This is a genomic window from Stenotrophomonas sp. ZAC14D2_NAIMI4_7 (assembly GCF_003086675.1).
In the GTDB taxonomy this organism is placed as follows: Bacteria; Pseudomonadota; Gammaproteobacteria; order Xanthomonadales; family Xanthomonadaceae; genus Stenotrophomonas.
Genome location: NZ_CP025995.1, coordinates 1,678,302 through 1,703,063, shown reverse-complemented (window position 1 = coordinate 1,703,063; position 24,762 = coordinate 1,678,302). Strand labels below are relative to the sequence as shown.

The following is a 24,762-nucleotide window of genomic DNA, read 5'->3' as shown; positions in this document are numbered from 1 at the left end:
GCCTGCCGCTCAGCGCAGCAGGTACTGGTTCAGCAGGTTCTCATAGGCTTCCTGCCGGCCGCTACGCTGGCGCAGTGGGTCGCCCTGTTCGGCCAGTGCACACAGCGCATCCAGGCCCAGCTGGCCGGTCGCGAACGCCTGGCCTGGGCCCTGGTCGAAGCTGGCGTAGCGCTCGCGCCGCCACTGTTCCAGCGGCGACTGCTGCAGCAGCGCATGGGCCACTTCCAGGCCGCGGGCGAAGGCGTCCATGCCGCCGATATGGGCCAGGAACAGATCCTGCGGGTCGGTCGATTCGCGCCGCACCTTGGCATCGAAATTCAGCCCGCCGTGGCCCAGACCGCCCTGCCGCAGCACCACCAGCATCGCCCCGACCGTGTCGTACAGGTCGGTCGGGAACTGGTCGGTATCCCAGCCATTCTGCGGATTGCCCCGGTTGGCATCGATGCTGCCCAGCAGCCCGGCATCGGCCGCCACCTGCAGGTCATGGGCGAAGGTGTGGCCGGACAGCGTGGCGTGGTTGGCCTCGATGTTCAGTTTGAAATCCGCATCCAGGCCATGCTGGCGCAGGAAGCCGACCACGGTGGCGCTGTCGAAATCGTACTGGTGGTGCATCGGCTCCATTGGCTTGGGCTCGATCAGGAACGTGCCTTCGAAGCCGATGCTGCGGCCGTGGTCGCGTGCTGCAGCCAGGAACCGCGCCAGGTGGGCCTGCTCCCGTTTCATGTCGGTGTTCAGCAGGCAGGCATAGCCTTCGCGGCCGCCCCAGAACACGTAGTTGCTGCCACCCAGGGCCACCGTGGCCTCCAGCGCGGCCTTGACCTGCACGGCGGCACGCGCCACCACGGCGAAGTCCGGGTTGGTCGCCGCACCGTTCATGTAGCGCGGGTGCGAGAACAGGTTGGCCGTGCCCCACAGCAGCTTCATGCCGGTCTGCTGCTGGCGCTGGCCGGCCAGGTCCACCATGTGCGCCAGGTTGGCGCGGTACTCGCCGATGTCATCGGCATCGGGCGCCAGGTCCACGTCGTGGAAGCACCAGTACGGCACGCCCAGCTTGGTGAAGAATTCGAAGGCGGCATCGCAGCGCGCTTCGGCACGGGCCAGCGGCGTATCGCCCTGGTCCCAGGGGTAGGCGCGGGTGCCCGGCCCGAACGGGTCCTGCCCGGCGCCACAGAAACTGTGCCAGTAGGCCACCGCGAAGCGCAGATGCTCGGCCATGCTGCGCCCGCCGATCTGCCGCTGCGCGTCATAGACCTTGAAGGCCAGGGGATTGTCGGAGTCGCGGCCCTCGAAGGGGATGCGACCGATGCCGGGGAAGTACTCACGCTGACCAACATGGAACGGGGTTGCCATGGACGATGCTTCCTTCTTCGGGATCAGGGCAGGCGCTGCTGGAACAACGGCGTCAGTGCCTGCAGGTGGTGGACGAAACGCTGGTAACCGGCCTGGTACAGGGCGCCGCGCGCGGGATCGGGCTGCGCGGCCTGGCCGGCATCGAACTGCAGGTGCTCATCGACCAGATCGGCCAGTGCCCCGCCCTGCCCCTCGCACAGCCACAGCGCCTGCAGCGCAGCGCCGAACGCGGCGCCTTCGGCCTGCACGGGCACGACCACGGGCAGCTGGAACAGATCGGCGATCATCTGCCGCCAGCCGGGGCTGTTGGCGCCGCCGCCGGTCAGCACCAGGCGCTGGCCCTGCAGCCCGCCCTCGACCAGGGCGTCATAGCCCAGGCGCAGGCTGTAGCTGGCCCCTTCCATCGCGGCGCGATAGAGGTTGGCCGGGCCCAGGTTGTGCAGGTCCAGCCCGTGCAGGGCGCCGCGCGCCAACGGCAGGTCCGGGCTGCGTTCGCCGTTGAAGAACGGCAGCATCACCAGCCCCTCGGCGCCGGGCGCGCTCTGCGCCAGCAGGTCTTCGCACTGCGCGGGCGACTGCCCCAGCAGCGCGGCCACCTGGCCGGTAGCCACGGTGCAGTTCATCGTGCAGATCAGGGGCAGCCAGCCACCGTCGGAGGCGCAGAACGCGGCCCAGCGTGCCTGCGAATCGATGCGCGGCGTGGCGCTCCAGCCAAACAGCGTGCCCGACGTGCCCAGGCTCATGCTCAGCCGTCCTTCGCGCACCGCGCCGGTGCCGATGGCCGCCATCATGTTGTCGCCACCGCCGACTGCCACGCGGGTGTTCGCAGGCAGGCCCAGCAGCGCCGCCACCGCGGGCAGCAGGGCGAACCCCTGGTCGGGCGCGACCAGCGGCGGCAGCAGTCCGGCCAGATCGCGCCGCTCATCGGTGGCCGCCAGCATCGGCGCCGACCAGGTGCGCCGGCGCACATCCAGCCAGCCGGTACCGGAGGCATCGCCGGCCTCCATGAAGCGCTGCCCGGTCAGCCACAGATTCAGATAATCATGGGGCAACGCGATGCCGTCCAGAGCCGCATCGACGCCCGGCCGGTGCTGGCGGGTCCAGCGCAGCTTGGAAGCGGTGTAACCCACGCGCAGGTCATTGCCGGCTTCGGCAATGCAGGCCGCCACCCCGCCCATGGCCGACACGATCTGCGCGCACTGCTCGCTGCTGCTGGTGTCGCACCACAGTTTCACCGGCCCCAGCGCGCGGTTGTCCGCGCCCAGCGGTACGAAGCCATGCTGCTGGCCGGAAACTGCAAGCCCGCGCACCCGCGCGCGCAGGCTGCCCGGCAAGGCCTGGATGGCCTGCACCAGCGCCTGTACCCAGTCGGCCGCGTTCTGCTCGCGCCCGCCGTCGTCGGTGGCGGTCAGCGACAGCGTCCGCGCCTGCTGCGCCAGCACCTGCCGTGCCTGCGCGTCATAGGCCACCACCTTCACACTCTGGGTGCCGGCATCGATGCCCAGATACACGCTCATGCCCTGCCCTTCGCTGCGATCCGCACTGTCACCCACCAGATGTCCACCGATGGACATCGAGTCTGCCGGGGCCGTCGGCGGCTTGGCAATGTGCACTGCGGCAAAGCGGGCGGGCATGCCTGCGGTCGCAGCAGGCAGCGACCGGGCAATCGCTGCGTTCAAGCACGCCGATGCGCGCAACGGCAGCGCGCGCGGTCAACCTGTTCTAGAATTGTCCGCTTGAAGACGGATCTGCCTCCCCCCTTATGCCCTTTGTCGTCACCGAAAACTGCATCAAGTGCAAACACACCGATTGCGTGGAAGTGTGCCCCGTGGATTGTTTCCACGAAGGCCCGAACTTCCTGGTGATCGACCCGGACGAGTGCATCGACTGCACCCTCTGCGAGCCGGAGTGCCCGGTCAACGCGATCTTCCCCGAAGACGATGTGCCCGCCGGCCAGGAAGTGTTCGTGGGCCTGAATGCCGAACTGGCGCGAGAGTGGCCGGTGCTGACCGTGCGCAAGGACCCGCCCGCCGATGCCGGCGACTGGGACGGCAAGCCGGACAAGCTGAAGCTGCTGGAGCGCTGAGACGCCAGCGGCTGCAAGGAAAAAGGGCGCCATTGGCGCCCTTTTTCATGGGTGGGTGCCCACCTTGGTTGGCACCTGAGCGTCAACCAAGGTTGACGCCTACCATCGCAAGGCATGGCCCGGCGCTTACGGCGCCAGCTTGGCCTTCAGTGCGGCGATCAGCTTGACCGGCGCTTCGGCGGTGGCCGGCAGGCCACGCGGGTCGACGGCCGAAATGTATGCGCCGGCATCAACGGCCACCACGCGCACCAGGAAGTTGCTGCCTTCAAAGGCCACGTCGTACGAGCCGAGCAGCTGCGCACGGGTCGCGATGGTCACGCCTTCCAGGCCCTCCAGCGCCGTGCCGACCTTGGTGAAGGCCTCATCCTTGCTGCCCGGCACGATGAAGCCGGTGTTGTTGGCAGCCGGCGCCGCAGCGGCGGCCGGTGCAGCCGGCGCGGCCGGGGCCATCGGCGCGGCCTGCTGCGGGGCTGCGCCCAGCGCCGGCATCTGGTTGCTGCCCGCACCGGCCGGCAGGTTCAGGTCCGGCGGCACTTCCAGCGGACGCATTTCAGGGGCCAGGGCGTAGTCGCCCTTGGCACCGCGCTTGAAGCAACCGGTGGTACCGGCGGCAACGGCGACAGCAAGCAGGGCGTAGGACAGCACGCGGACAGTGGAAACGGATTGACGCATGTGGATCTCCTGGATCAGGCCACGACGACAGGTCAGTGGCTGGAAAGGGCTTCAAGGGCGGCAATGTCGCCGGCAAGATGGTCGGCGGCCGGCGCATGCTCGGCCGACAGCGGCAGCAGCGGCAGGCGCAGATCGTGGCCGATGCCGATCCGGCGCAGCAGCGCCTTCACCGGAATCGGGTTGGGCTCGACGCCACAGAAATCATGGAACGGCTGCAGGCGGCCATCCCACGATTCGGTCGCTTCATGGTCGTGGGCGGCAGCCAGCGCGCACATGCGGCGGTAGGCACCCGGCAGCGCGTTGGAGCCGACCGAGACCAGGCCATCCATGCCGGCCTGGATCGATCGGGCAGCGGTGCCGTCATCGCCGCTCAGCACGGCGAAATCCGGGCCCGACAGCGCCAGCAGCGCCTGCACCCGGCCGGTGTCGCCCACCGCTTCCTTGATGCCGACGATGTTCGGATGGCGGGCCAGCTCGGCCACGGTCTCCGGCAGCATGTCGCAGCCAGTACGGCCGGGCACGTTGTACAGCACCACCGGCAGGCCACCCTGGTCGGCCACGGCGCGGTAATGCGCGATCAGGCCAGCCTGGGTCGGGCGCACGTACGGCGGCGTGACCACCAGCGCATGGCTGGCCCCCAGCGCGGCGGCGCGGCGGGTCTGTTCGATGGTCTTGGCAGTGCCGGACAGGCCGGTGCCGGCCAGGACCGGAATGCGCCCACCGATGCGCTCGACCGCGCTGGCCAGCAGCTGGTCGTACTCGGCATCGGACAGGGTGGCGGCTTCGCCGGTGGAGCCAGCGACGACAACGCCCTGGACGCCCGCCTCCAGCTGCAGGTGCAGCAGGCGCTGCCAACCGTCGGGATCGAGGGAGCCGTCGGCCCGGAACGGGGTCGCCAGCGCGGTGATGAGGCCGGAAAGGGACAAGGACGTGCTGCTCTTGGCTGGGAAGGGAAACGCCCGCCATTACTGGGCGGGGGCGACCTGAATGTTACTTGCGGCGCGAAACCACGGGCAAGTATGCTGGACACCGGTGGATTCCCGCCCCCCGGCGGGCATTCAGACTCACCCCAAGCATTACCCGGAATCGCCTTGACCGACACCACCCCGCGCCCCGCGCCGAGCGAAAACCACCTCCTGATCAACGCCTATACGACGCATCCGGAGTCCCCCCTGCTGTCTGTCACCCGCCGCATCGCCGACAGTGGCTGCAATCTGGTCGACGCACGCCTGGCCACCGTTGGCCGCGATGTCTCGGTAACCGCGCTGGCCACCGGCTCCTGGGATTCGGTGGCCAAGCTGGAAGCCATGCTGACCCGGCTGGAGCGCGAGGAAGGCCTGAAGCTGGTCTGGTACCGCACCGCCGCCAAGCAGGCGCAGTCCAACCTGCTGCCCTACATCGTGGAAGTGATCGCCGCCGACAAGCCGGGCATCCTGTTCCAGCTGGCCGATTTCTTCGACCGCCAGGGCATCACCATCGAGAACCTGCAGAGCACCCGCTACCGCGCCATGCAGACCGGCGCTGAAATGTTCAGCGCGCAGGTGACCATCGGCGTGCCGGCCAACATGCACATCGCCGCGCTGCGCGATGACTTCCTTGAATTCTGCGACCACTTGAACCTGGACGCGATCATGGACCCGATGAAATTCTGATTCTTCGCGCGCCTCTCACGGGCGCGTGGCGTTTCATGCAATTGTCGTAGAAACAACCCAGGCTCGACAGAAGGACCTCATGAACAACGGCGATACCCTGGACAGCACCACCCTCTCCCTGCCGCTGGCCCTGTCCGGCGGCCACCACGCCACCCTCGGCGACTACGCCGGCCAGTGGCTGGTGCTGTACTTCTACCCCAAGGACAGCACCCCGGGCTGCACCACCGAAGGCATCGACTTCAACGCGCTGCTGCCCGGATTCAAGAAGGCCGGCGCGGTCGTGCTCGGCGTCTCCCGCGATTCGGTGAAGTCGCACGACAACTTCTGCGCCAAGCAGGGTTTCAACTTCCCGCTGGTCAGCGATGGCGACGAAGCCCTGTGCAGCGCCTTCGACGTGATCAAGCTGAAGAACATGTACGGCAAGCAGGTACGTGGCATCGAGCGCAGCACCTTCCTGATTTCACCCGACAGTCGTATCGTGCAGGCATGGCGCAAGGTCAAGGTTGCTGGCCACGCCGATGCCGTCCTCGCCGAACTCAAGGCCGCCCAAACCAAGTGAGTCCCATCGCCCACTCTGTCCGCCACCACCCTGCCCTGCAGGCTGTGGTGGTTTTTCCCTGTCCGTAACCAGGAAACGACGATGACCCGAGGCAAGCGCATCTACGTGCTGGATACCAACGTGCTGATGCACGATCCCACCGCGCTGTTCAAGTTCGAGGAACACGACGTCTACCTGCCCATGCAGGTGATCGAGGAACTGGACAACGGCAAGAAGGGCACCTCTGAAGCGAGCCGCAACGCGCGCCAGGTAAGCCGCTTCCTCAACGAGCTGGTGCAGGAATCGGGCCTGGACAACCTGGCCGACGGCATTCCGCTGCAGCGCCCGAACGGGCTGCAGCTGCGAGGCAAGCAGAGCGCCGGCAAGCTGCGCTTCCAGACCAGCCATTTCGACGCGGGCAAGAGCTTCGGCAAGGTCATTCCGGACAACGCCATCCTCGGCGCGATCCTGGCGCTGAAGGAAGAGACCCCGGATCTGCCGGTGGTGTTCGTTTCCAAGGACATCAACCTGCGCATCAAGGCCGCCATCGCCGGCATCGTGTCCGAGGACTACGAGAACGACCGCGCGCTGGACGATTTCAGCCTGCTGTACACCGGCGCCACCGAGCTGCCCGAAGACTTCTGGAAGCGCCACGGCGAAGACCTGCGCAGCTGGAGCGACAAGGGCCGCACCCATTACGAAATCCAGGCGCAGGATGGCGAGGAGTGGTATCCGAACCAGTACGTCTACCTGCCCGGCGAAGACGAAGTGGAACTGCGCGTCAGCCGCGTGGTGGGCGATGGCAAGGTGGTGCTGTCGCTGGTCGATGACTTCCGCCACGGCAGCCACGCCGTGTGGGGCATCAGCGCGCGCAACCGCGAGCAGAATTTCGCACTGAACGCGCTGATGGACCCGGAGATCGATTTCGTCACCCTGCTGGGCACCGCCGGTACCGGCAAGACCCTGCTGGCGCTGGCCGCCGGCCTGGCCCAGACCATGGACCAGCAGCGCTACCGCGAAATCATCATGACCCGCGCCACGGTGAGCGTGGGCGAGGACATCGGCTTCCTGCCCGGCACCGAAGAAGAAAAGATGACGCCGTGGATGGGCGCGCTGACCGACAACCTGGAAGTACTCACGCACAACCAGGAAGGCGGCACCTGGGGCCGCCAGGCCACCAACGACCTGCTGGCCAGCCGCATCAAGATCCGCTCGATGAACTTCATGCGCGGCCGTACCTTCCTGTCACGCTATCTGATCCTGGACGAGGCGCAGAACCTCACCCCCAAGCAGATGAAGACCCTGATCACCCGCGCCGGCCCCGGCACCAAGATCGTCTGCCTGGGCAACGTCGAACAGATCGACACCCCGTACCTGACCGAGACCACCTCGGGCCTGACCTACGCGGTGGACCGTTTCAAGAACTGGCCGCACAGCGCACACATCACCCTGCGCCGTGGCGAGCGTTCGCGCCTGGCCGATTACGCTTCGGAGGTGTTGTGAACCGTTGCACCCGTCTGTTGCTGCCCACGGTGGCGATCGCCCTCGCCACCGCACTCGCTGCCTGCACCACCACGCGCGGGCCAGCCAGCGTGCCCACCGCCGAACGCACCGGCCAATCGTGGGTGGTCACCCGCCCGGTCATCGCCGCGCAGGTGCTGGATACCTGCTCGCGGCCCAGCCCCGGCCGCGAGGCCGGTCGGGTCAGCGGTTACTGGGCGCCCAGCCGGCAGCAGGTGGACCAGCTGGAGGCGAAGCTGTCCGCACTGGAAGCACAGGTGCCGCAGGTGCTGGACTTCGACCGCCAGTACGTGGGCATTGAAAGCGCGGGCCAGCGGCTGATCTACATCAATGCGTTCCATCTGCCCGACGATGGCAGCGTGAATCCGGCCCGCGAAGCAATCCGCGTGTGCGATGGCGGTCGCCAGTTCTGGGGCGCGGTATTCGACCCGGCCACCGCCACCTTCAGCGAACTGCAGTTCAACGGCGGCAAGCTGTCCTCGCCCTGACGCGGCGGCATGGGAATCCGCCTGCCCACCTGGGTCTGGATCGGCGCGGTCGCGCTCTCGTGCGTGGCCGGCATGGTCAACGTGGTTGGCTTCCTGGGCTTCGAGCACCAGGCGGTCAGCCACCTGACCGGCAGCACCAGCCAGCTGGGCATGGCATTGGCGCAGGGCGACTGGCGTGCGGTGGGCCACCTGTGGGGCCTGCTGATCGCCTTCTCGCTGGGCGCCATGCTCAGCGGCCTGCTGATCCAGGACAGCACCCTGCAGCTGGGCCGCCGCTACGGCGTGGCGCTGGCAATTGAATCGATGTTGCTGCTGGTGGCCATCCCGCTGTTTGAGCAGCAACAGATCTGGGGCGCACTGGCCGCGGCCATGGCCTGCGGCCTGCAGAACGCCATGGCCACCACCTTCAGCGGCGCGGTGATTCGCACCACGCATCTGAGCGGCATGTTCACCGACCTGGGCATCGGCCTGGGCCACCTGCTGCGCGGCCTGCCGCTGCAACTGCGGCGGCTGACCCTGAGCGGCCTGATCATCAGCGGCTTCCTGGCCGGCGGGGTGATCGGCGCCTGGCTGTTCATGCGCTGGCAGTACGACGCGTTGCTGGCCCCTGCGCTGCTGACCGGCCTGACCGGCATCGTCTACGTGGTGTACCAGCAATGGGCGCGCTGGCGGCATTGAGGGTGCCTGGGGTCAGATCCCTCTCCGGCGGAGAGGGCGCTGGCCCGGCTTACGGCAGTCGAGCAAGTTTGAGTCTACCCGCACCTGCGGGACCACGGCACAATCGACGGATGAGCCCCTCTACGCCCGTTTCCGCCCTGACCATCGCTGGCTCCGATTCCGGTGGCGGCGCCGGCATCCAGGCCGATCTGAAAGCCTTTGCCGCCCACCGTGTGCACGGCCTGTCGGTGATCGCAGCACTGACCGCGCAGAACACCCGTGGGGTGACCGCAGTGCATGTGCCGCCAGTCGACTTCCTGCGCGCGCAGCTGGACGCCTGCTTCGATGATTTCGACATCCACGCGGTGAAACTCGGCATGCTGGCCAATGCCGAGGTGATCAACGCGGTCGCCGAGGTACTTGAGCAGCGCCGCCCCGCCCACGTGGTGCTGGACCCGGTGATGGTCGCCACCAGCGGCGCGCGCCTGCTCGAAGACAGCGCGCTGCAGGCGCTGCGCGAACGCCTGATTCCGTTGGCCACGCTGATCACCCCGAACACCCCCGAAGCCGAGCTGCTGGTCGGCCACCGCATCGGCAATGCCGCGCAGGCAGAACAGGCGGCGGCGGCACTGCTGGACCTGGGCGCCGGTGCGGTGCTGCTCAAGGGCGGCCATCTGCAGGAAGGCAACCGCGTGGTCGATCGTTATTTCGACGGTGTCAGCAGCGAAGAATTCATCCATGCGCGATTGCCGCTGGATGCACACGGCACCGGCTGTACGCTGGCCTCGGCCATCGCCGCGCAGCTGTGCAACGGCCTGAGCCTGGGCAACGCCTGCGAAGCGGGCATCGACTACGTGGCGCGCGGGCTGCAGCAGGGCTATGCGCCTGGCCGCAGTGAGGTGCTGGTACTGGACCACTTCGGCGCGGCGCCGCACGCATGAGCCCTACGCCACGCACGTTCGCCGTGCAGAGCGACGATGGCCACCGGTACGACATCATCGCCTGCGTGCCGCCGCAGCCGCTGGCCCGCCTGCTGTGGCTGCCGGCGCTGGGCGTGGCCGCGCGCCATTACCTGCCACTGGCGCAGGCGCTGGCCGCACGCGGCATTGCGGTGTACCTGCACGAGTGGCGTGGCAATGGCAGCAGCTCGCTGCGCCCCTCCAGGAACGTGGATTGGGGCTACCGCGAGATTCTCGAACAGGATCTGCCGGCCAGCCAGGCCGTGCTGGCGCGCGACGACAACGAAGCAACGCTGGTGCCCTGGATCATCGGCGGCCACAGCCTGGGCGGGCAGCTGGCCTGCGTGCATGCGGGCCGCGTGCCGGATCGCTTCCAGCACCTGTGGCTGGCTGCCAGCGGCACACCGTTCTGGCGCGCCTTCCCGCCCCCGCGCGGATGGCTGCTGCCGCTGTTCTATCGTTTCCTGCCCTGGATCGCGCGCCGCCAGGGCGTACTGCACGGCCGCCGCCTGGGCTTTGGCGGCACCGAAGCACGCGGGCTGATCGCCGATTGGGCGCGGGTGGGCCTGAACAACCGCTACGCCGCTGTCGGCATGGCCGAAGATCTGGAGGCACAGCTGGCGCGCATCCACGGCACCGCGCAGGCAGTGCTGATGGCCGATGACTGGTTCGCGCCGCTGGGTTCGATGCAGGCCCTGCTGGCCAAGCTGCCGAATGTGGCCTCACGCGTGCGCGTGCTGTCCGCGCAGGAACTGGGTACGCGTGCCGATCACTTCGCATGGATGAAGGCCCCGGACGCCGTGGCGGAAGGCTTTTTCATTCAGTTGAATGAAAATTTTCACAAAAGCGTTGACGTCGGCCGCCGACATCCGCATAATTCCGCTCCTGTCGCAGGGCGCCCGTAGCTCAGTTGGATAGAGTACCTGGCTACGAACCAGGCGGTCGGGAGTTCGAATCTCTCCGGGCGCACCACTCGACAGGCTTCCGGCATCCGCCGCTGGAAGATGCAGTAAAATGATGTGACAAATTGATTGTGTACCGCGCGCCCGTAGCTCAGTTGGATAGAGTACCTGGCTACGAACCAGGCGGTCGGGAGTTCGAATCTCTCCGGGCGCACCACACACGATCAACACAAAAAGTTTATGTAATTGGCGCCCGTAGCTCAGTTGGATAGAGTACCTGGCTACGAACCAGGCGGTCGGGAGTTCGAATCTCTCCGGGCGCACCATTACACCGAAACAGCAGGCTCCGGCCTGCTGTTTTTTTTTGTGTGTTTTCTGCAGGGCTGCGCCCTGCACCTGCTCAATGCAACGTCAACGTCAGGAGCGTGCATTCCGTGGGATGGCGGGGCAGTGTCGGATTGCGGGGATGCCGTAAACCCTTCCATGGGGGCTTGGCCGCGGCATCCATGCCGCGGACACCCCGCAATCCGACACTGCCCCACCCCGACAGATTCCCGCGATCTTTTTCATCCACGCATGGCGTGGATCTACCGTGTCGACCAAGGTCGACACCTACCAACAGCCGGCACGGGGTCGGATCCCGTTGCGACGCAACGGGCTCTGACCCCAGATTCATATCGGTATCTGACAGATGTGTGTCGACCCAGGTCGACACCTACCAACAGCAGCGGGGAGCTGTCAGAGGCGGGGCGGTGTCGGATTGCGGGGTGTCAGCCGCATGGATGCGGCTGCCAAGCCTACAGGGACGTACTTGCGGCGTCCCCGCAATCCGACACCGCCCCGCCACCCCACGGATACCCAGCTTTTGACGTTGCCGTTGCCGTTGCCGTTGCATTGAGCAGGTGCAGGGCGCAGCCCTGCAGACAACACCCTCATCCACGCATGGCGTGGGTCTACCCCATTGCCTGCCACCACTGCGCCAGCAGCTCTGGCCTGCGCAGCCGTTCTCGCCACCAGCGCAGGGCCGCACCGTCCTCGCCGGTGCGCCAGGCCAGCCAGAAGGTCTCTTCCGCCTTGGGCTCTTCCACCTCGCGGATCACCAGCTCGCCGCGCGCCGCCGCCGCGCGCGCGCACGGCTCGGGCAGGAAACCGAATCCCAGCCCCTGGCATTGCAGCTTCAGCTTGCTGGCCATGTCCGGCACCGTCAGGATCTCCTGCCCCATCAGCAGGCCCACGGTGCGCGGCAGCAGCCGCCGCGCGGAATCGGACACCGCAATGGCGCAATGCTCGGCCAGATGCTCTCGACCCAGTACGCCCGGCACCTGCGCCAGCGGATGACCCGGCGCCACCGCAAACACGAAATCCACGCTGCCCAGCGGCTCCACCACATAGCCACCGCCGCTGGGTCCCTCGCCCGCCGCCCCCACCAGCAGGTCGGCGCGCCGATCCAGCAGGGCCTCCCACGTGCCGGACAGCGCCTCGCCAAACAACCGCAGGCGCGTCGGCGCCTCGATACCGCGGAACGCGGCAATCTCCGGGCCCAGCAGCCAGGTCGGGAACATCGAATCCACCGCCAGGCTCAGCTCCGCCTCCCAGCCCGACGCCACCCGGCGCACCCGCAGCTCCAGCTCGCGGGCCGCACGCAGCAGGTGCCTGCCCTCGTCCAGCAGCGCGCGCCCGGCCTCGGTCAGCGCGGCGCGTGGCCCCACCCGGTCGAACAACTGCACGCCCAGGTCTTCCTCCAGCTTGGCCACCGTGTAGGAAATGGTGGACGGCACCTTGTGCAGGGCCTTGCCGGCCCCGGCAAACGAGCCGCGGCGGTCGATGGCATCCAGGATCTGCAGGGCATCGAGGCTGATCTTGAGCATTCGAAATTTTCGATGATGGCTGTCAAAACTATCCGTTTTTCAAACCCGCTGCGCAAGCAGATACTTCTCTCCAACGGGGAAACACAGCGGCCACCGGCCCACCCCGCCCCATCGAAACCATCGAACAAGGAGAATCATCATGCTGCAGATCCGCAAGAGCGCTACCCGTGGCCTGGCCGAGCATGGCTGGCTGTCGTCCCGCCACACCTTCTCCTTCGCCAGCTACTACGACCCGCGCTACGTCAGCTTCGGCCCGCTGCGGGTCATCAACGAAGACAAGGTGATCGGCGGCCAGGGCTTCGGCACCCACAGCCACAGCAACATGGAAATCATTTCCTACGTGCTGGGCGGCGCGCTGGAGCACAAGGACTCGATGGGTACCGGTTCGGTGCTGCGCTACGGCGACGTGCAGGTGATGAGCGCCGGCAGCGGCGTCAGCCACAGCGAGTTCAACCACTCGGCCACCGATCCGGTGCACTTCCTGCAGATCTGGGTCTTCCCGGATCGCGAGAACATCGAGCCGTCCTATCGCGAGACCCACTTCGCGCCGGAGAGCAAGCGCGGCCAGCTGCGCCTGATCGCTTCGCCCGATGGTGCCGACGGTTCGCTGCGCATCCAGCAGGACGCCCGCATCTTCGCCACCATCCTGGACGGTGAGCAGAAGCTGCACCATGCGCTGGCCACCGGCCGTGGCGCCTATGTGCAGGTGGCCCGTGGCCAGCTGCAGGTGAACGGGATCACCCTGGAAGCCGGCGATGCCCTGCAGGTCAGCGACGAAGCGCAGCTGACCCTGGAAAACGGCAACGACGCTGAAGTGCTGGTGTTCGACCTGCCGCTGTAAGGCACGGAAACCTGCGGTGCCGCGTGGCACCGCAGGTTCAGTGGTTCACGCCCGCCAATGCGCCTGCGCCGGCAGGCGCGGCGCCGGACAGGTCGCCGCCGGATGCTGCGCGTCGCGCGCCATCCAGTCATCCACCACCCCGGCCAGCAGGTCCAGGCGCAGCGGCAGGGTGATGTGGTCCTCGCCGCGCATTTCAATGTAATGCGCACGCGGATTGGCCTGGGCCAGCTCGCGGCCCTGGCTGACCGGAATGTGCTGGTCGCCCTGGCCGTGCAGCAGCAACACACAGGCGCGGGTATCGGCCAGAGCGCGGGCCACGTCCACCTGGTCCAGGTCCAGATCAAGACGCTGCCCGGCGGCGGCCACCACCTGATCGATATCCTGGCCGCCGTAACGCCAGCGGGCATAGCGGGCAATCGCCTGCGCCTTCAGCCCTTCCGGCTGCAGCGCCATCAGGTGCGGAATCATCGTGCGGATGGCCACACCCGCATTGGCGAACGACTCCATCGCCACCACACCCTCGACCTGGTCACCCAGCTTGTCCGCCGCAAACAGCGCAGTGGCCGCGCCGTAGGACACCCCGAACAGGTACAGCGGGCCGCGTATTTCGCCGCGCGCGCGCAGTTCGGCGATCACATCCACCACATCATCGGACTCGTAGGTGCCGTAGCCAGAGGGTCCTGCGCCCGACTGGCCATGGTTGCGCAGGTCCAGGGTCACCACCCGGTAACCCTGCCCGGCCAACTGCAGCGACCACGGCAGCATCGAATCACCATTCATCATCCAGCCGTGCAGCAGCACCACCGTGCCGCGCGGCGCCTGTGCGCGGAACGGATGCGGCAGCGCAAGGCTCAGGCCGGTGTCCAGCGGCAGGCCATTCTGGTGGTGCTGCGGCAGGTAGTGGTAGCGGGCACCGTAGTCGCCCGGATCGAACACCCGCCAGAAGATCGGTACGCCCTCGCGGCCACTGGCGAAACCATGGCGGGTGGGCAACGCGGCAATGGCCGCCTGCAGGCGCGGCTGGTCCAGCAGGGTCGAGACCCCACCCGGCGCGACCAGACGGTCGCTGAGCGAGGTGGAACCGGCATTGATCGAGGAGGAGCATGCAGCCAGCCACAGGCCGGCGCACGCCAGCAGGAGCAGCAGCAGGCGCTTCATGGGCATCAAGGGAAAGGGACGACAGCGCGACAGGCTATCTGCGTCACGGCCTGTCATCTATCGCACTGTCATGACGAGTTGATGACAACCCAGCCACGGTTCAGCCCGCGCCCTGCCCCTTGGCCGCGCTGTGACCGCCGCCGCAGTGCCATCGAACCTGCGTCTTCACGTCACCCCCATGTCATTGGCACTGCCGACACTCGCGGGCTTTCCCACCCAAGGTCCACCCTCAATGCCCATGCGTGCGTCGTTCCCCCGCCTTTCTCTGCTGGCCCTGCTGATCGCCCCCGCCCTGGATGCCATGGCCGCAGCGCCTGCGGCCGACGCCGATACCGCCAGCACCGATGCGCGCACCCTGGACCAGGTGCAGGTGATCGGCCAGGCCACCAGCTACGCCAAGACCGCGGTCAGCGCGGAAACCCTGAACCGGCAGATGGCGATGAGCAGCGTGAACGATGCACTGAATGAAGTGCCGGGCGTGGTGGTCAGCGAGGCCGATGCCACCGGCTCGTCGGTCTGGGGCACGCAGATCAGCATGCGCGGCTTTGTCACCAACCGCGATACCCAGCAGATCGGCACCACCATCGACGGCCTGCCCAACGGCGGCTCCGGCTACGGCGGCGGCTCGCTGGCCAACCGCTACATCGACACCCTGGATCTGGAAACGGTGGAAGTCAGCCAGGGCACGGCCGATATATCCTCGCGCTCCAACGAAGCACTCGGCGGCACGCTCAACTTCCTCACCAGCGACCCGCTGCACGACAGCCGCCTGCGCTTCGTGGTCGGCGCCGGTGACAACGACGCGCGCAAGTACTACGTGCGCTACGACACCGGCCTGCTGGGCGGCCACACCCGCGCCTGGATCAGCGCCTCGTCGGCCGAAGTGAACGACTGGATCGACGGCACCGGCCATGCCAGCAACGACCATATCGCCGGCAAGTTCATCACCGAACTGGATCGCTGGACGCTGACCGGCTACCTGTCCTACAACGACGCCGACGAGCCGGAGTACACCAGCGTCACCCCGCAGGGCTTCGCCACCCAGCCCGACCGCGACAACCTGGTCGGCACCCTCACCGGCATTCCCTACCTGGACCAGAACTACCGTTCCGGTTCGCGCGCGCTGCGCGAGAACACCTTCGGCTACCTGCGCGCCGCGTTCGACGGCGGTAATGGCTTCAAGGCCTCGATGGCGGCCTACGGCCACCGCATGCAGGGCCGCGGTGACTGGCTGCCGCCGTACCTGGCCGATGTCAGCGCCGACGGCGTCGGCCGCCCGGAATCGGAATACCTGGGCGGCCGCACCGTGTACGGCGGCGGCAACCTGGGCCAGATCTACTTCGTGAACCCCGACGGCAGCGCCGCCCAGCCCATTGCCGGCTGCACGCCGCGCGCCGGCTTCAGCGCCGAGTACGATCCGAACTGCTATGCCGGCAACGTGCTGGGCGCGCAGTCCTACCGCCACACCCATTACGACAACGACCGCATGGGCGTGACTGCTGACGTGGAATGGCGGCAGACCTTCGGCAGCGTGGACAACACCATCCGCGGCGGTCTGTGGGTGGAAAAGCTGGACCGCACGGCGCGCCGCGACTGGCACCGCCTGCTCAGCGTCGGCCAGAACATCGGCTTCGACCACCAGCCGTACTGGGTGCAGTTCGACGACCGCTACAAGGTCGATGAGCAGATGTACTACATCGAGGATGTGGCGCGCTTCGGGCCGTTCAGTGCTCGCCTGGGCGTGAAGCAGTTCTTCGTAGACCAGTCGCGCCGGCGCACCGTCGGTACCAACGAACAGGTCAGCAGCGACTCGAAGTCCGATCCGCTGCTGTCCACCGGCTTCACCTGGGCCCCGGGCCCGGAAGGCATGGAGCTGTTCGCCGGCTTCTCGCAGAACTTCGCGGCCATCCCGTCCGGGGTGCTGGGCGAGACCGACCCGCAGCGTTTCCGCAACGTGGAACCGGAAACCGCCGACAACATCGAACTGGGCCTGCGCATCAGCCGCTGGCCGCTGACCGCGTCGGTCACCCTGTACAACATCCGCTTCGACAACCGCATCGTATACCTGCCGGCCGGCCTGGTCAGTGGCATCGACTACCTGGACGAGACCGATGGCGTCTACGAGAACTTCGGCGGCGTGGAAAGCAATGGCCTGGAAGCAGCGTTCGGCTATGGCTGGGACAACGGCTGGCGGGTCAACGCGGCCTATACCTACAACCGCTCCACCTATCTGGGCAGTGGCGATGCCGCCCGCGATACCGAGCTGGGCATCGTCGACGGCGCCAAGGTGATCGGCCAGGCGCAGAACACCCTGGTGCTGTCGGCCGACTGGCAGGGCACGAACTGGAACTTCGGCCTGTCCGGCCGCTACCTGGGCAGCCGCTACCTGGATGCGGCCAACGTCAACAAGCTGCCCTCGGCCACGGTCTTCAACGCCAACATCGGCTTCGACCTGCAGGGCCTGTCGCCGCGCCTGAAGGGCATGGGCGCCAATCTGGTGGTGAGCAACCTGACCGACAAGCGGTATCTTGCAGGGGTGGATGGTCGCGATTCCGCCTTCATCGGCGCGCCGCGTACCGTTGGCATCTCTTTCCGTGTGGATCTGTGAGCAAGCCCGTGACTGATATCGGCCGACGCCGGTTGTTGCAGGCCGGCGTGGCTGCCGGCCTTTCCCCGCTGCTGCCCAGCATTGCCCGGGCCGCAGCGATCGCCCCGGCCGCGCATACGCGCAGCCTGCAGGACCTGCAGCACATCGTGGTGTTCATGCAGGAAAACCGGTCGTTCGACCACTACTTCGGCACCCTGCCCGGCGTGCGCGGTTTCGGTGATCGGTTCGTGGCGCCGGCACCGCCACTGGCCGGCGCCGAGGGGCCGCGCACGCTGTGGCTGCAGCCCGATGCCGACGGCAACCGGGCGATCGCCCCCTTCGCCCTGGATACGGCCCGGCACTTCGGCTACATGCGCGTGGAAGGCACCCCGCATACCTGGCCCGACGCGCAGCGCGCCTGGGACCACGGGCGCATGGCGCACTGGCCCCAGGCCAAGCAGAACCACTCGATGGGCTACTTCCAGCGGGCCGACCTGCCGTTCCAGTTCGCCCTGGCCGAAGCGTTCACCGTCTGCGATGCCTACCACTGCGCCATGCAGGCGGGCACCAACCCGAACCGCGTGTTCCTGTGGACCGGCCACAACGATGCCTTTGCCCGGGCCGGTGGCCCGGTCATCGCCAATTCCCACGACAACTTCCCCGAGTACGGCGGCCACGCGCAGTCGTACCACTGGGCCAGCTACGTGGAACGCCTGCAGCAGGCCGGCGTGTCCTGGCAGATCTACCAGGACATGGACGACAACTTCACCGACAACCCGCTGGCCGGCTTCGAAGCGTTCCGCCAGGCCTATCGCGGCGCTGAAGGACATGACCCGCAGCTGCGCCGCCGTGCGGTCAGCAGCCGCGGGCTGGCGCAACTGCGCCAGGATGTGATCGACGGGACGCTGCCGCAGGTCAGTTTCATCATTGCCGACGCCGCCGGCAGCGAGCATCCCGGCCCGTCCAGCCCCGCCCAGGGCGCGGCCTACACCGCGCGCGTACTCGATGCGCTTACCGCCGATCCGGAGGTGTGGAGCCGTACCGCGCTGCTGCTGATGTTCGACGAGAACGACGGTTTCTTCGACCACATGCCGCCGCCGGCACCGCCGTCCGCGCAGGGCGATGGCTGGGCCGGTGCTTCTGCGGTCAGCACCGAAGGCGAATACCACCTGCACCCGGCACCGGGCGATGAGAAGTACGACGACGCCGACCTGCGTGGCCGCCCCTATGGAATGGGGCCGCGCGTGCCCCTGTACGTGATTTCGCCGTGGAGCCGCGGTGGCTGGGTCGACTCGCAGGTGTACGACCACACCTCGGTGCTGCGCCTGATCGAGCGACGCTTCGGCGTGGCCTGCCCGGACATCTCACCGTGGCGGCGTGCGGTCAGCGGTGATCTGGTCAACGCGTTCGACTTCGCCCAGCGCGATACCCGGCCGTTCGTGCGCGGCCTGCCCGATGTCAGCGCGGTGGCCGCCCGCGCCGCCACCCTGCCCGGACGTACAGTGCCGGCATTGCCGGACGATCTGCAGCCGGCGCGGCAGGAACGCGGCGTGCGTCCGGCACGCGCGCTGCCCTATCGACCGCAGGTGCAGGTAGAGACGCGCAATGCCGACAGCGTCACGCTGGCGCTGTCATGCGAAGGCGCCGCTGCGGTGCTGCACGTGTACGACCGGCTGCGGCTGGAGCAGATTCCGCGGCGCTACACGCTGCTGCCGGGGCGCCCGCTGCAGGACCACTGGCCGCTGGATGCACAGGGGCGCTATGACCTGTGGGTGCTGGGTCCGAACGGCTTCCATCGCCACTTCCAGGGCAATGCGAGTGCGCCTGCGCTGCACGCCCTCGTGCAGCATCGCGATGGCAGGCTGCGGCTGTCGTTGCGCAATCAGGGCACCACTGCACAGACGGTCCACGTGAGCGCCGGTGCCTACGCAGGCCACATGCCGGAACAGACGCTGTCGCTGGCCGCCGGTGCCGAACAGGTGCTGGACTGGAATGCCGCACCCACTGCAGGCTGGTATGACCTGCATCTGCAGGCCGGTGAACAGCAGCTGCGCCTGGCCGGTCGCGCCGAAGATGGTCGCCCCGGCAGCAGTGACCCGGCGATGGGCAGCCAGCCGCTGCGCTTCGAGCACGGCTGAATCCCTGCGCGGGCACGCGGCGCCTGCCCTGCGCGAGCGTTCGCTCAGGGCAGGCGCCGGAACAGGTTGGTCTGCAGGATCGGCGTGCCCTCGTGGGTGTAGAACGCCTTGGTCTCGGTCATCGTCGAAGGGTCGGCCGCGATCGTGTAGATGCGCGTGGACGCGGGGGCGCCGTGGTCGACCAGCTGCATCACCAAGGTGGAGGGCGACGGCAGCTTGAGGTTGGCCTGGTCGGCGCCGTAAGTGCCCGACAGCGGGCCCGGCGTGCCATCCAGCGACAGCCTACCGTCAGACTTCATGGTCTTGCCATCGTGCAGCACGATGTCCACGTGCGAGCTCCAGCGGCCGCCACCGGCATCCTTGAATTCCAGCACCACCTGCTTCGGACGCTGCGCTTCCGGCAGGGCCGACGTGGAGATGTCCAGCGACCAGCGGCCCAGTAGTGGCGACGGGGAGGCATCGGCAGCGGAAGCAGCACCGGCCTGCAGTGACAGCGCGGACAGCAGCACAGCGGACAACAGCTTCATGCAAGGCTCCGTTCGAGTGAAGAAGGATCTGCGGCAACGCGTGCGCACACTGGAACACAGTTTCACCCAGCCGCCTGTTCACGCTCGCGCTGGGCGGGGCGTCAGCCGTTCCAGCCCAGCCCGCGCGGCTCACTGCTGAACCCCGCCGCGCGCAGGGCGTCCACGGCAAGGCCGCGGTGGACCGGCTCGGCATTGATCCGCTGCAGCGTGAAGGACAGCCGCCGGCCGCGCCGCAGGCCGACGGCCAGCGCCTGTGCCGCCGCCGTCCAGCGCGCTGCAGCGTCGGTGTCGGTGTCATCGATCCAACTGGACAGCTGGCGGCCCCCTTGCGGCAGGTACAGCTGCAGCCGCCCCTCACCGATCACCACCAGCGCACCGGCGCGTCGCACCGGCCTCGACCCGGCCAGGGCCTGCGGCCACGGCAACAGGCTGCCGAACGGGTTGGCCGGATCCATCGCAGACAGCGCAACCCATCCGCCAGCGCCGCACGCACGCTCGGCACAGGCACGCAGGTGGTCGATGTCTGCGCGCTGGGCGAACTGGGCACCGCCCATCCCCTGCACGAAGCGTCCGCGCAGCAGCTGGCCTGCGTCCTCCATGCTGCGCAGCACCGGCCGCAGTGCCGGGAAGCCGCCGGCCACGGCCTCGCTCATCGCCGCGCTGCGGGTGAGCACCGTGTAGCGGTCCAGCAGCGCCTCGGTCTGCGCCAGCGCACGCACCGTGTCATTGGCCCGTTCCTGTGGCAGCAGCGACCAGCGCCCGGCCAGCGTCGGCCCCGCGCTGCCGGCCAGCGCCAGTCCCGCGGCGCCCGTTGCCGGGGGTGCGAAGGCAACGTCGCGGCGGCGGCGCGATACCGACGTCGGCCGCGGCCGCGCCGGGCGTACGCCGCCGAGCGCGCGCAGCGGTGCCCACAGGTCACTGCTGATCTGCCCGCGCCAGGCCAGCTGCCACAGCGCCGTCTGGAAATCCTCGCCTGCACTACCTGCATCGGCGAGATGCGGCTGTACCTGCATCGACAGCTGCCGGGCGAAGAACGCACCGCCTGCAGCCAGCACCTGCAGGATGGCGTGCTGCATCGGCGATGGGATGGCATCACGGGCCATGAGCGGCAGGGTTTCGGCCGCATGGTCCCGCAGGTGCAGCGACACCAGTCCATCATCATCGCCCAGGCGGCCGTGGCCGGCCCAGAGCACCGTACCGGTGGCCAGCAGTTCATCCAGCAGCGCAGGCGTGTAACCGGGCACCCGCGCAGGCAGCACCTGCTGCTCCCACAGCGATGCCGGCAGTGGCAGCCCCGCCAATTGTCCAATCACCTGCAGCACGGCCTCGCTGTCGCTGCCCGGCGTGGCCTTGGGCAGCACGCCCTGCCCTTCCAGCAACACGCCCACGTAGGCTTCCACCGGTACCGGCCGCGTTGCCTCGCGGGCGGCCTGCAGCGAGCGCAGCCGCAATCGCTGCAGCACATCGGCGGCCACCCATTCATTGGCCGCGCGCGGCGAAGGCGGTGCGGCATTGCCGGCCGGCTGGCGACGATCAAGGCCGAAGCGACCACGAATGATCCGGCCCTGCTCCTGCAACACCTGCAGCGCGTCATCCACTACCGCCACGCCCAATCCGAAGCGGGCCGCCATGCTGCCGCTGCTGAAGGGCCCAACGTGGCGCGCGTGTCGGCCGAGCAGGTCACCCAGTGGATCCACCACCGGTGCCAGGAATACCCCGGCAATGTCCGCCGGCGGCTCGATCCCGAGGGCATCGCGCAACCGCGCGGAGTCCTCCACCGCGGCCCACTGTTCCACACCGGCGATGGTCACGCGGATGGCACGCCCAGCAGCCTGCAACGCCTGCAGCCAGGCCACCGCCTGCTTGGGTTCGGTGATGCGCTGCGCGATGTCGCTGGCCGACAATGGGCCAAGCTCGCGCAGCAGGTCGGCTACGCCTTCGCTGCCACGCGCGTGGCGGGGCGGGTCCAAGCGCTGCAGCTCACGCGCGACGGTGTCCACCACCTCATCGTCCAGCAGCTCACCGAGGTCGACCTGGCCCAGCAGCTCGGCGAGCAGGCCACTGTCGAGCGACAACACCGATGCGCGTCGTTCAGCCAGGGGCACGTCGGCTTCGTACATGAACTCGGCGACATAGCCGAACAACAGGTCCGCCGCGAAGGGCGACGGCACGGCGGTCTCCACCTCGACCACCTGCACCTGGCCGGCCTGCACGCGCAGCATCAACGCATCCAGCGCCTCCAGGTCGTAGACATCCTGCAGGCATTCGCGCGCGGTCTCGACCAGGATGGGGAAACCCTCGTGGCCGCGCGCGATCTCAAGCAACTGCCCCGCACGCAGGCGCTGCTGCCACAACGGCGAGCGCTTGCCCGGCGTGCGGCGCGGCAGCAGCAGGGCACGCGAGGCGCACTCACGGAAACGGGCGGCAAACAGCGCCGAGCCGGTGACCGACAGCGTGATGGTGTGGCGCAGGCTGGCCGCGTCGAACAGAAAGACGTCAGCGCCCGGCGCCGCGCCGCTGCGGTCAGGGATGCGCACGATGATGCCATCGTCGCTGGCCACCACGGCCGGGTCGATGCCCGCCTGCTCGCGCAGCCGCGCGGCCACGGCCAGCGCCCAAGGGTCGTGCACGCGACGCCCGTAGGGCGAATGCAGCATCACCCGCCAATCGCCCAGTTCATCGCGGCAGCGCTCGACCACCAGGCGCAGGTCAGTCGGCAGCACGCCGGTCGCCTGCTGCTGCTCGGCAACAAGCGCCAGCATGTTGCCGATCGCACTGTCGTCCAGGCCTTGCCCGCGCAGCCGCGCCAGCAGCGCCGGTGACGGCTCGCCAGCGCCGCGCGGATCAGCTTGCAGTTCGGCCAGGAACGCGCCGGTGGCCTGCCCCAGCTCGGCCGGGCGACCCATGCCCTCGCCACGCCAGAACGGCAGCCGCGCCGAGCGCCCGGGCGCGGGCGTCACCACGACCTGGTCCAGGGTGATCTGGTCGATGCGCCAGGACGTGGCGCCGAGGGTGATGACATCGTTCACCCGCGACTCGTGCACCATTTCCTCGTCCAGCTCGCCCACCCGACGCGAGCCGGCCTGCTCCTCGCCCTCGGGCAGCACCACCGCGTACATGCCGCGGTCCGGGATGGTGCCGCCACTGGTGACCGCCAACTGCCGGGCACCGGGGCGCGCGGTCAACGTGCCTGTCTTCCGGTCCCACACCAGGCGGGGGCGGAAGCCGGCGAATTCGTCGGACGGATAGCGCCCCGCCAACATGTCCAGCACCGCGTCGAAGGCACTGCGGGGCAGCGTGCGGTAAGGCGCGGCGCGGCAGACCCGTGCAAACCAAGCCTCTGCATCGAGCGGCTCCATCGCCACGGCCGCAACGGTCTGCTGGGCCAGCACATCAAGCGGGTTGCGCGGTGGATCGATGGCTTCGATGCGGCCCTCCAGCATGCTGTCCACCACCACCGCGGCGTCGACCAGGTCACGTCGTGTACGCGGGTAAAGCAGGCCGCGCGACATACCGCCCACCTGGTGTCCCGCACGCCCCACCCGCTGCAGTGCACTGGACACCGACGGCGGCGCCGCAACCTGGATGACCAGATCCACCAGGCCCATGTCGATGCCCAGCTCGAGGCTGGACGTCGCTACGACGCAGCGCAGTTCACCCGTCTTCAGCGCCTGCTCGATGGCGGCGCGCTGCTCCTTGGACACCGAGCCATGGTGCGAGCGCGCGATCACCGCATCAGGTGCAGTGACGCGGTTCACCGTGCTGCCGGTAAATGATCCGTAGGCGGTTGCGGCCGCACTTTCGGTGCCGCTCGCGTTTCCCGCACTCGTGCGCTCGGCATGCAGCTCGTTGAGCCGCGCGGTGAGCCGTTCGGCCACGCCGCGCGAATTGGCAAAGACGATCGTTGAGCGATGCTGCATCACGTTATCGAGGATGCTGGCCTCCACGTGCGGCCAGATCGACCCCACGCGCGTGCCGGCACCGCGCCCTTCTGCCTGGCCGTGCATGGCCAGGTCGGTCATGTCCTCTACCGGCACCACGATCTTCAGCTGCAACTGCCGCTGCAAAGGCGGCTGCACCACTTGCACCGGACGATCGCCGCCAAGGAAGGCGGCCACACCCTGCACCGGGCGCACCGTGGCGGACAGGCCGATGCGCTGTGCGGGCGCCTGCAGCAAGGCGTCCAGCCGCTCCAGGCTGAGGGCCAGGTGCGAGCCTCGCTTGCCGCCGGCCACGGCATGGATCTCATCGAGGATGACCGTATGCACATCGCGCAGGATCTCCCGCGCCTGTGAGGTCAGCATCAGATACAGCGACTCGGGCGTGGTGATCAGGATGTCCGGCGGACGCCGCAGCAGCCGCGCGCGGTCGCTGCTGCTGGTATCACCGGTGCGCATGGCCACGGTGAGCGCAACGGCCGGGTCGCCGCGTTCACTGCGGCGCGCACTGATGCCCTGCAGCGGCACCTGCAGGTTGCGCTGCACATCGCTGCCCAGCGCCTTGATCGGCGACAGGTACAGCACGCGCGTGCGCGCCACGGGCCTGGCCCCGGAGTCGCGGCGTGCATCACCATCGCGCTCGGCGAACACCTGGTCGATCGCATGCAGGAAGGCCGCCAGCGTCTTTCCCGACCCGGTGGGCGCGACCACCAGCGTGTGCTGGCCTGCGGCGATCGATGCCCATGCCTGGTCCTGCACCGGCGTCGATGCTGCGAAGGTGGAACGGAACCAGTCACGCGTGGCGGGATGGAAGTTCTGCAGGGAATCCAAGGCAGTGACGGTCGCCATGTTCGACGGTTCGATGATACGGCGAAGCTGC

At 68.2% G+C, this 24,762-nt stretch carries 19 protein-coding genes and 3 tRNA genes; 14 read left to right on the top strand and 8 right to left on the bottom strand.

Annotated features, from left to right (window positions below; genetic code table 11):
• Positions 1-9: 9 nt before the first annotated feature.
• Together xylA and xylB are read right to left on the bottom strand one after the other, a co-directional pair.
• The gene (gene xylA, locus C1922_RS07970) at positions 10-1,350 is read right to left on the bottom strand and encodes a xylose isomerase (protein WP_108749265.1); all 1,341 of its coding nucleotides are present in this window, start codon (positions 1,348-1,350) and stop codon (positions 10-12) included.
• A gap of 23 nt (positions 1,351-1,373) precedes the next feature.
• The gene (gene xylB, locus C1922_RS07965; RefSeq protein ID WP_108751524.1) at positions 1,374-2,867 is read right to left on the bottom strand and encodes a xylulokinase; all 1,494 of its coding nucleotides are present in this window, start codon (positions 2,865-2,867) and stop codon (positions 1,374-1,376) included.
• A 245-nt stretch (positions 2,868-3,112) separates the two neighbouring features.
• On the opposite strand from xylB, the gene fdxA reads away from it, so the two are divergent.
• Positions 3,113-3,436 carry a ferredoxin FdxA gene (fdxA, locus tag C1922_RS07960; RefSeq protein WP_108749264.1) on the top strand — a complete coding sequence of 108 codons (324 nt, stop codon included), beginning with the start codon at positions 3,113-3,115 and terminating at the stop codon, positions 3,434-3,436.
• 126 nt (positions 3,437-3,562) lie between these two features.
• Here the strand turns inward: fdxA and C1922_RS07955 are convergent, their stop codons facing one another.
• Complete coding sequence (locus C1922_RS07955; RefSeq protein ID WP_108749263.1) at positions 3,563-4,108, bottom strand: hypothetical protein; 546 nt, start codon at positions 4,106-4,108, stop codon at positions 3,563-3,565.
• Positions 4,109-4,140: 32 nt separating this feature from the next.
• On the bottom strand, positions 4,141-5,034 hold the full coding sequence (dapA, locus tag C1922_RS07950; RefSeq protein ID WP_108749262.1) for a 4-hydroxy-tetrahydrodipicolinate synthase: 894 nt from the start codon (positions 5,032-5,034) through the stop codon (positions 4,141-4,143).
• A gap of 165 nt (positions 5,035-5,199) precedes the next feature.
• Between dapA and C1922_RS07945 the strand changes: the two genes are divergently transcribed.
• The 10 genes from C1922_RS07945 to C1922_RS07900 all read left to right on the top strand — a co-directional run bounded on the left by C1922_RS07945 (position 5,200) and on the right by C1922_RS07900 (position 11,151).
• Positions 5,200-5,760 carry a glycine cleavage system protein R gene (locus C1922_RS07945; protein ID WP_005409051.1) on the top strand — a complete coding sequence of 187 codons (561 nt, stop codon included), beginning with the start codon at positions 5,200-5,202 and terminating at the stop codon, positions 5,758-5,760.
• Positions 5,761-5,839: 79 nt separating this feature from the next.
• Entirely contained in the window at positions 5,840-6,319 is a 480-nt protein-coding gene (locus C1922_RS07940) for a peroxiredoxin (protein WP_108749261.1), read from the top strand.
• A gap of 81 nt (positions 6,320-6,400) precedes the next feature.
• Positions 6,401-7,801: a PhoH family protein gene (locus tag C1922_RS07935; protein WP_108749260.1), complete on the top strand. Its 1,401-nt coding sequence runs from the start codon at positions 6,401-6,403 to the stop codon at positions 7,799-7,801.
• Positions 7,798-8,307, top strand: a complete 510-nt coding sequence (locus C1922_RS07930) for a hypothetical protein (RefSeq protein WP_108749259.1) — start codon at positions 7,798-7,800, stop codon at positions 8,305-8,307. The genes C1922_RS07935 and C1922_RS07930 overlap by 4 nt, the downstream gene beginning before the upstream one ends.
• Positions 8,308-8,316: 9 nt before the next feature.
• A complete protein-coding gene (locus C1922_RS07925) occupies positions 8,317-8,985 on the top strand; it encodes a YoaK family protein (RefSeq protein ID WP_108749258.1) in 669 nt (222 codons plus the stop codon).
• A 110-nt stretch (positions 8,986-9,095) separates the two neighbouring features.
• Entirely contained in the window at positions 9,096-9,905 is an 810-nt protein-coding gene (gene thiD / locus C1922_RS07920) for a bifunctional hydroxymethylpyrimidine kinase/phosphomethylpyrimidine kinase (protein WP_108749257.1), read from the top strand.
• Positions 9,902-10,828, top strand: a complete 927-nt coding sequence (locus tag C1922_RS07915; protein ID WP_108749256.1) for an alpha/beta fold hydrolase — start codon at positions 9,902-9,904, stop codon at positions 10,826-10,828. Before thiD ends, C1922_RS07915 begins: the two co-directional genes overlap by 4 nt.
• A tRNA-Arg gene (locus C1922_RS07910) sits at positions 10,819-10,895 on the top strand. The genes C1922_RS07915 and C1922_RS07910 overlap by 10 nt, the downstream gene beginning before the upstream one ends.
• A 70-nt stretch (positions 10,896-10,965) precedes the next feature.
• Positions 10,966-11,042, top strand: a tRNA-Arg gene (locus tag C1922_RS07905).
• 32 nt (positions 11,043-11,074) lie between these two features.
• Positions 11,075-11,151 (top strand) — tRNA-Arg (locus C1922_RS07900).
• A gap of 627 nt (positions 11,152-11,778) precedes the next feature.
• Here the strand turns inward: C1922_RS07900 and C1922_RS07890 are convergent.
• Positions 11,779-12,693 carry a LysR family transcriptional regulator gene (locus C1922_RS07890; protein ID WP_108749255.1) on the bottom strand — a complete coding sequence of 305 codons (915 nt, stop codon included), beginning with the start codon at positions 12,691-12,693 and terminating at the stop codon, positions 11,779-11,781.
• A gap of 139 nt (positions 12,694-12,832) precedes the next feature.
• Between C1922_RS07890 and C1922_RS07885 the strand changes: the two genes are divergently transcribed.
• Positions 12,833-13,534 carry a pirin family protein gene (locus C1922_RS07885; RefSeq protein ID WP_108749254.1) on the top strand — a complete coding sequence of 234 codons (702 nt, stop codon included), beginning with the start codon at positions 12,833-12,835 and terminating at the stop codon, positions 13,532-13,534.
• A gap of 45 nt (positions 13,535-13,579) precedes the next feature.
• Here C1922_RS07885 and C1922_RS07880 read toward each other — a convergent pair whose 3' ends face one another.
• Positions 13,580-14,692, bottom strand: coding sequence for an alpha/beta fold hydrolase (locus C1922_RS07880; protein ID WP_108749253.1), 1,113 nt, complete (start codon positions 14,690-14,692; stop codon positions 13,580-13,582).
• Positions 14,693-14,924: 232 nt separating this feature from the next.
• On the opposite strand from C1922_RS07880, the gene C1922_RS07875 reads away from it, so the two are divergent.
• Positions 14,925-17,300: a TonB-dependent receptor gene (locus C1922_RS07875; RefSeq protein ID WP_108749252.1), complete on the top strand. Its 2,376-nt coding sequence runs from the start codon at positions 14,925-14,927 to the stop codon at positions 17,298-17,300.
• An 8-nt stretch (positions 17,301-17,308) separates the two neighbouring features.
• The gene (locus C1922_RS07870) at positions 17,309-19,417 is read left to right on the top strand and encodes a phospholipase C, phosphocholine-specific (protein WP_108751523.1); all 2,109 of its coding nucleotides are present in this window, start codon (positions 17,309-17,311) and stop codon (positions 19,415-19,417) included.
• A gap of 44 nt (positions 19,418-19,461) precedes the next feature.
• On the opposite strand, the gene C1922_RS07865 is transcribed toward C1922_RS07870, so the two are convergent.
• Together C1922_RS07865 and C1922_RS07860 are read right to left on the bottom strand one after the other, a co-directional pair.
• Complete coding sequence (locus tag C1922_RS07865) at positions 19,462-19,944, bottom strand: LuxR family transcriptional regulator (protein ID WP_108749251.1); 483 nt, start codon at positions 19,942-19,944, stop codon at positions 19,462-19,464.
• 101 nt (positions 19,945-20,045) lie between these two features.
• On the bottom strand, positions 20,046-24,731 hold the full coding sequence (locus C1922_RS07860) for an ATP-dependent helicase (RefSeq protein WP_108751522.1): 4,686 nt from the start codon (positions 24,729-24,731) through the stop codon (positions 20,046-20,048).
• Positions 24,732-24,762 lie beyond the last annotated feature (31 nt).

What these genes read in the sequence shown, in the direction of transcription:
- C1922_RS07885 (WP_108749254.1), top strand. Translation starts at nt 12,833, where the DNA reads ATGCTGCAGATCCGCAAGAGCGCTACCCGTGGCCTGGCCGAGCATGGC.
- C1922_RS07880 (WP_108749253.1), bottom strand. Translation starts at nt 14,692, where the DNA reads ATGAAGCGCCTGCTGCTGCTCCTGCTGGCGTGCGCCGGCCTGTGGCTG.
- C1922_RS07875 (WP_108749252.1), top strand. Translation starts at nt 14,925, where the DNA reads ATGCCCATGCGTGCGTCGTTCCCCCGCCTTTCTCTGCTGGCCCTGCTG.
- thiD (WP_108749257.1), top strand. Translation starts at nt 9,096, where the DNA reads ATGAGCCCCTCTACGCCCGTTTCCGCCCTGACCATCGCTGGCTCCGAT.
- xylB (WP_108751524.1), bottom strand. Translation starts at nt 2,867, where the DNA reads ATGAGCGTGTATCTGGGCATCGATGCCGGCACCCAGAGTGTGAAGGTG.
- C1922_RS07915 (WP_108749256.1), top strand. Translation starts at nt 9,902, where the DNA reads ATGAGCCCTACGCCACGCACGTTCGCCGTGCAGAGCGACGATGGCCAC.
- C1922_RS07890 (WP_108749255.1), bottom strand. Translation starts at nt 12,693, where the DNA reads ATGCTCAAGATCAGCCTCGATGCCCTGCAGATCCTGGATGCCATCGAC.
- C1922_RS07955 (WP_108749263.1), bottom strand. Translation starts at nt 4,108, where the DNA reads ATGCGTCAATCCGTTTCCACTGTCCGCGTGCTGTCCTACGCCCTGCTT.
- xylA (WP_108749265.1), bottom strand. Translation starts at nt 1,350, where the DNA reads ATGGCAACCCCGTTCCATGTTGGTCAGCGTGAGTACTTCCCCGGCATC.
- C1922_RS07865 (WP_108749251.1), bottom strand. Translation starts at nt 19,944, where the DNA reads ATGAAGCTGTTGTCCGCTGTGCTGCTGTCCGCGCTGTCACTGCAGGCC.
- C1922_RS07860 (WP_108751522.1), bottom strand. Translation starts at nt 24,731, where the DNA reads ATGGCGACCGTCACTGCCTTGGATTCCCTGCAGAACTTCCATCCCGCC.
- fdxA (WP_108749264.1), top strand. Translation starts at nt 3,113, where the DNA reads ATGCCCTTTGTCGTCACCGAAAACTGCATCAAGTGCAAACACACCGAT.
- C1922_RS07935 (WP_108749260.1), top strand. Translation starts at nt 6,401, where the DNA reads ATGACCCGAGGCAAGCGCATCTACGTGCTGGATACCAACGTGCTGATG.
- C1922_RS07940 (WP_108749261.1), top strand. Translation starts at nt 5,840, where the DNA reads ATGAACAACGGCGATACCCTGGACAGCACCACCCTCTCCCTGCCGCTG.
- C1922_RS07925 (WP_108749258.1), top strand. Translation starts at nt 8,317, where the DNA reads ATGGGAATCCGCCTGCCCACCTGGGTCTGGATCGGCGCGGTCGCGCTC.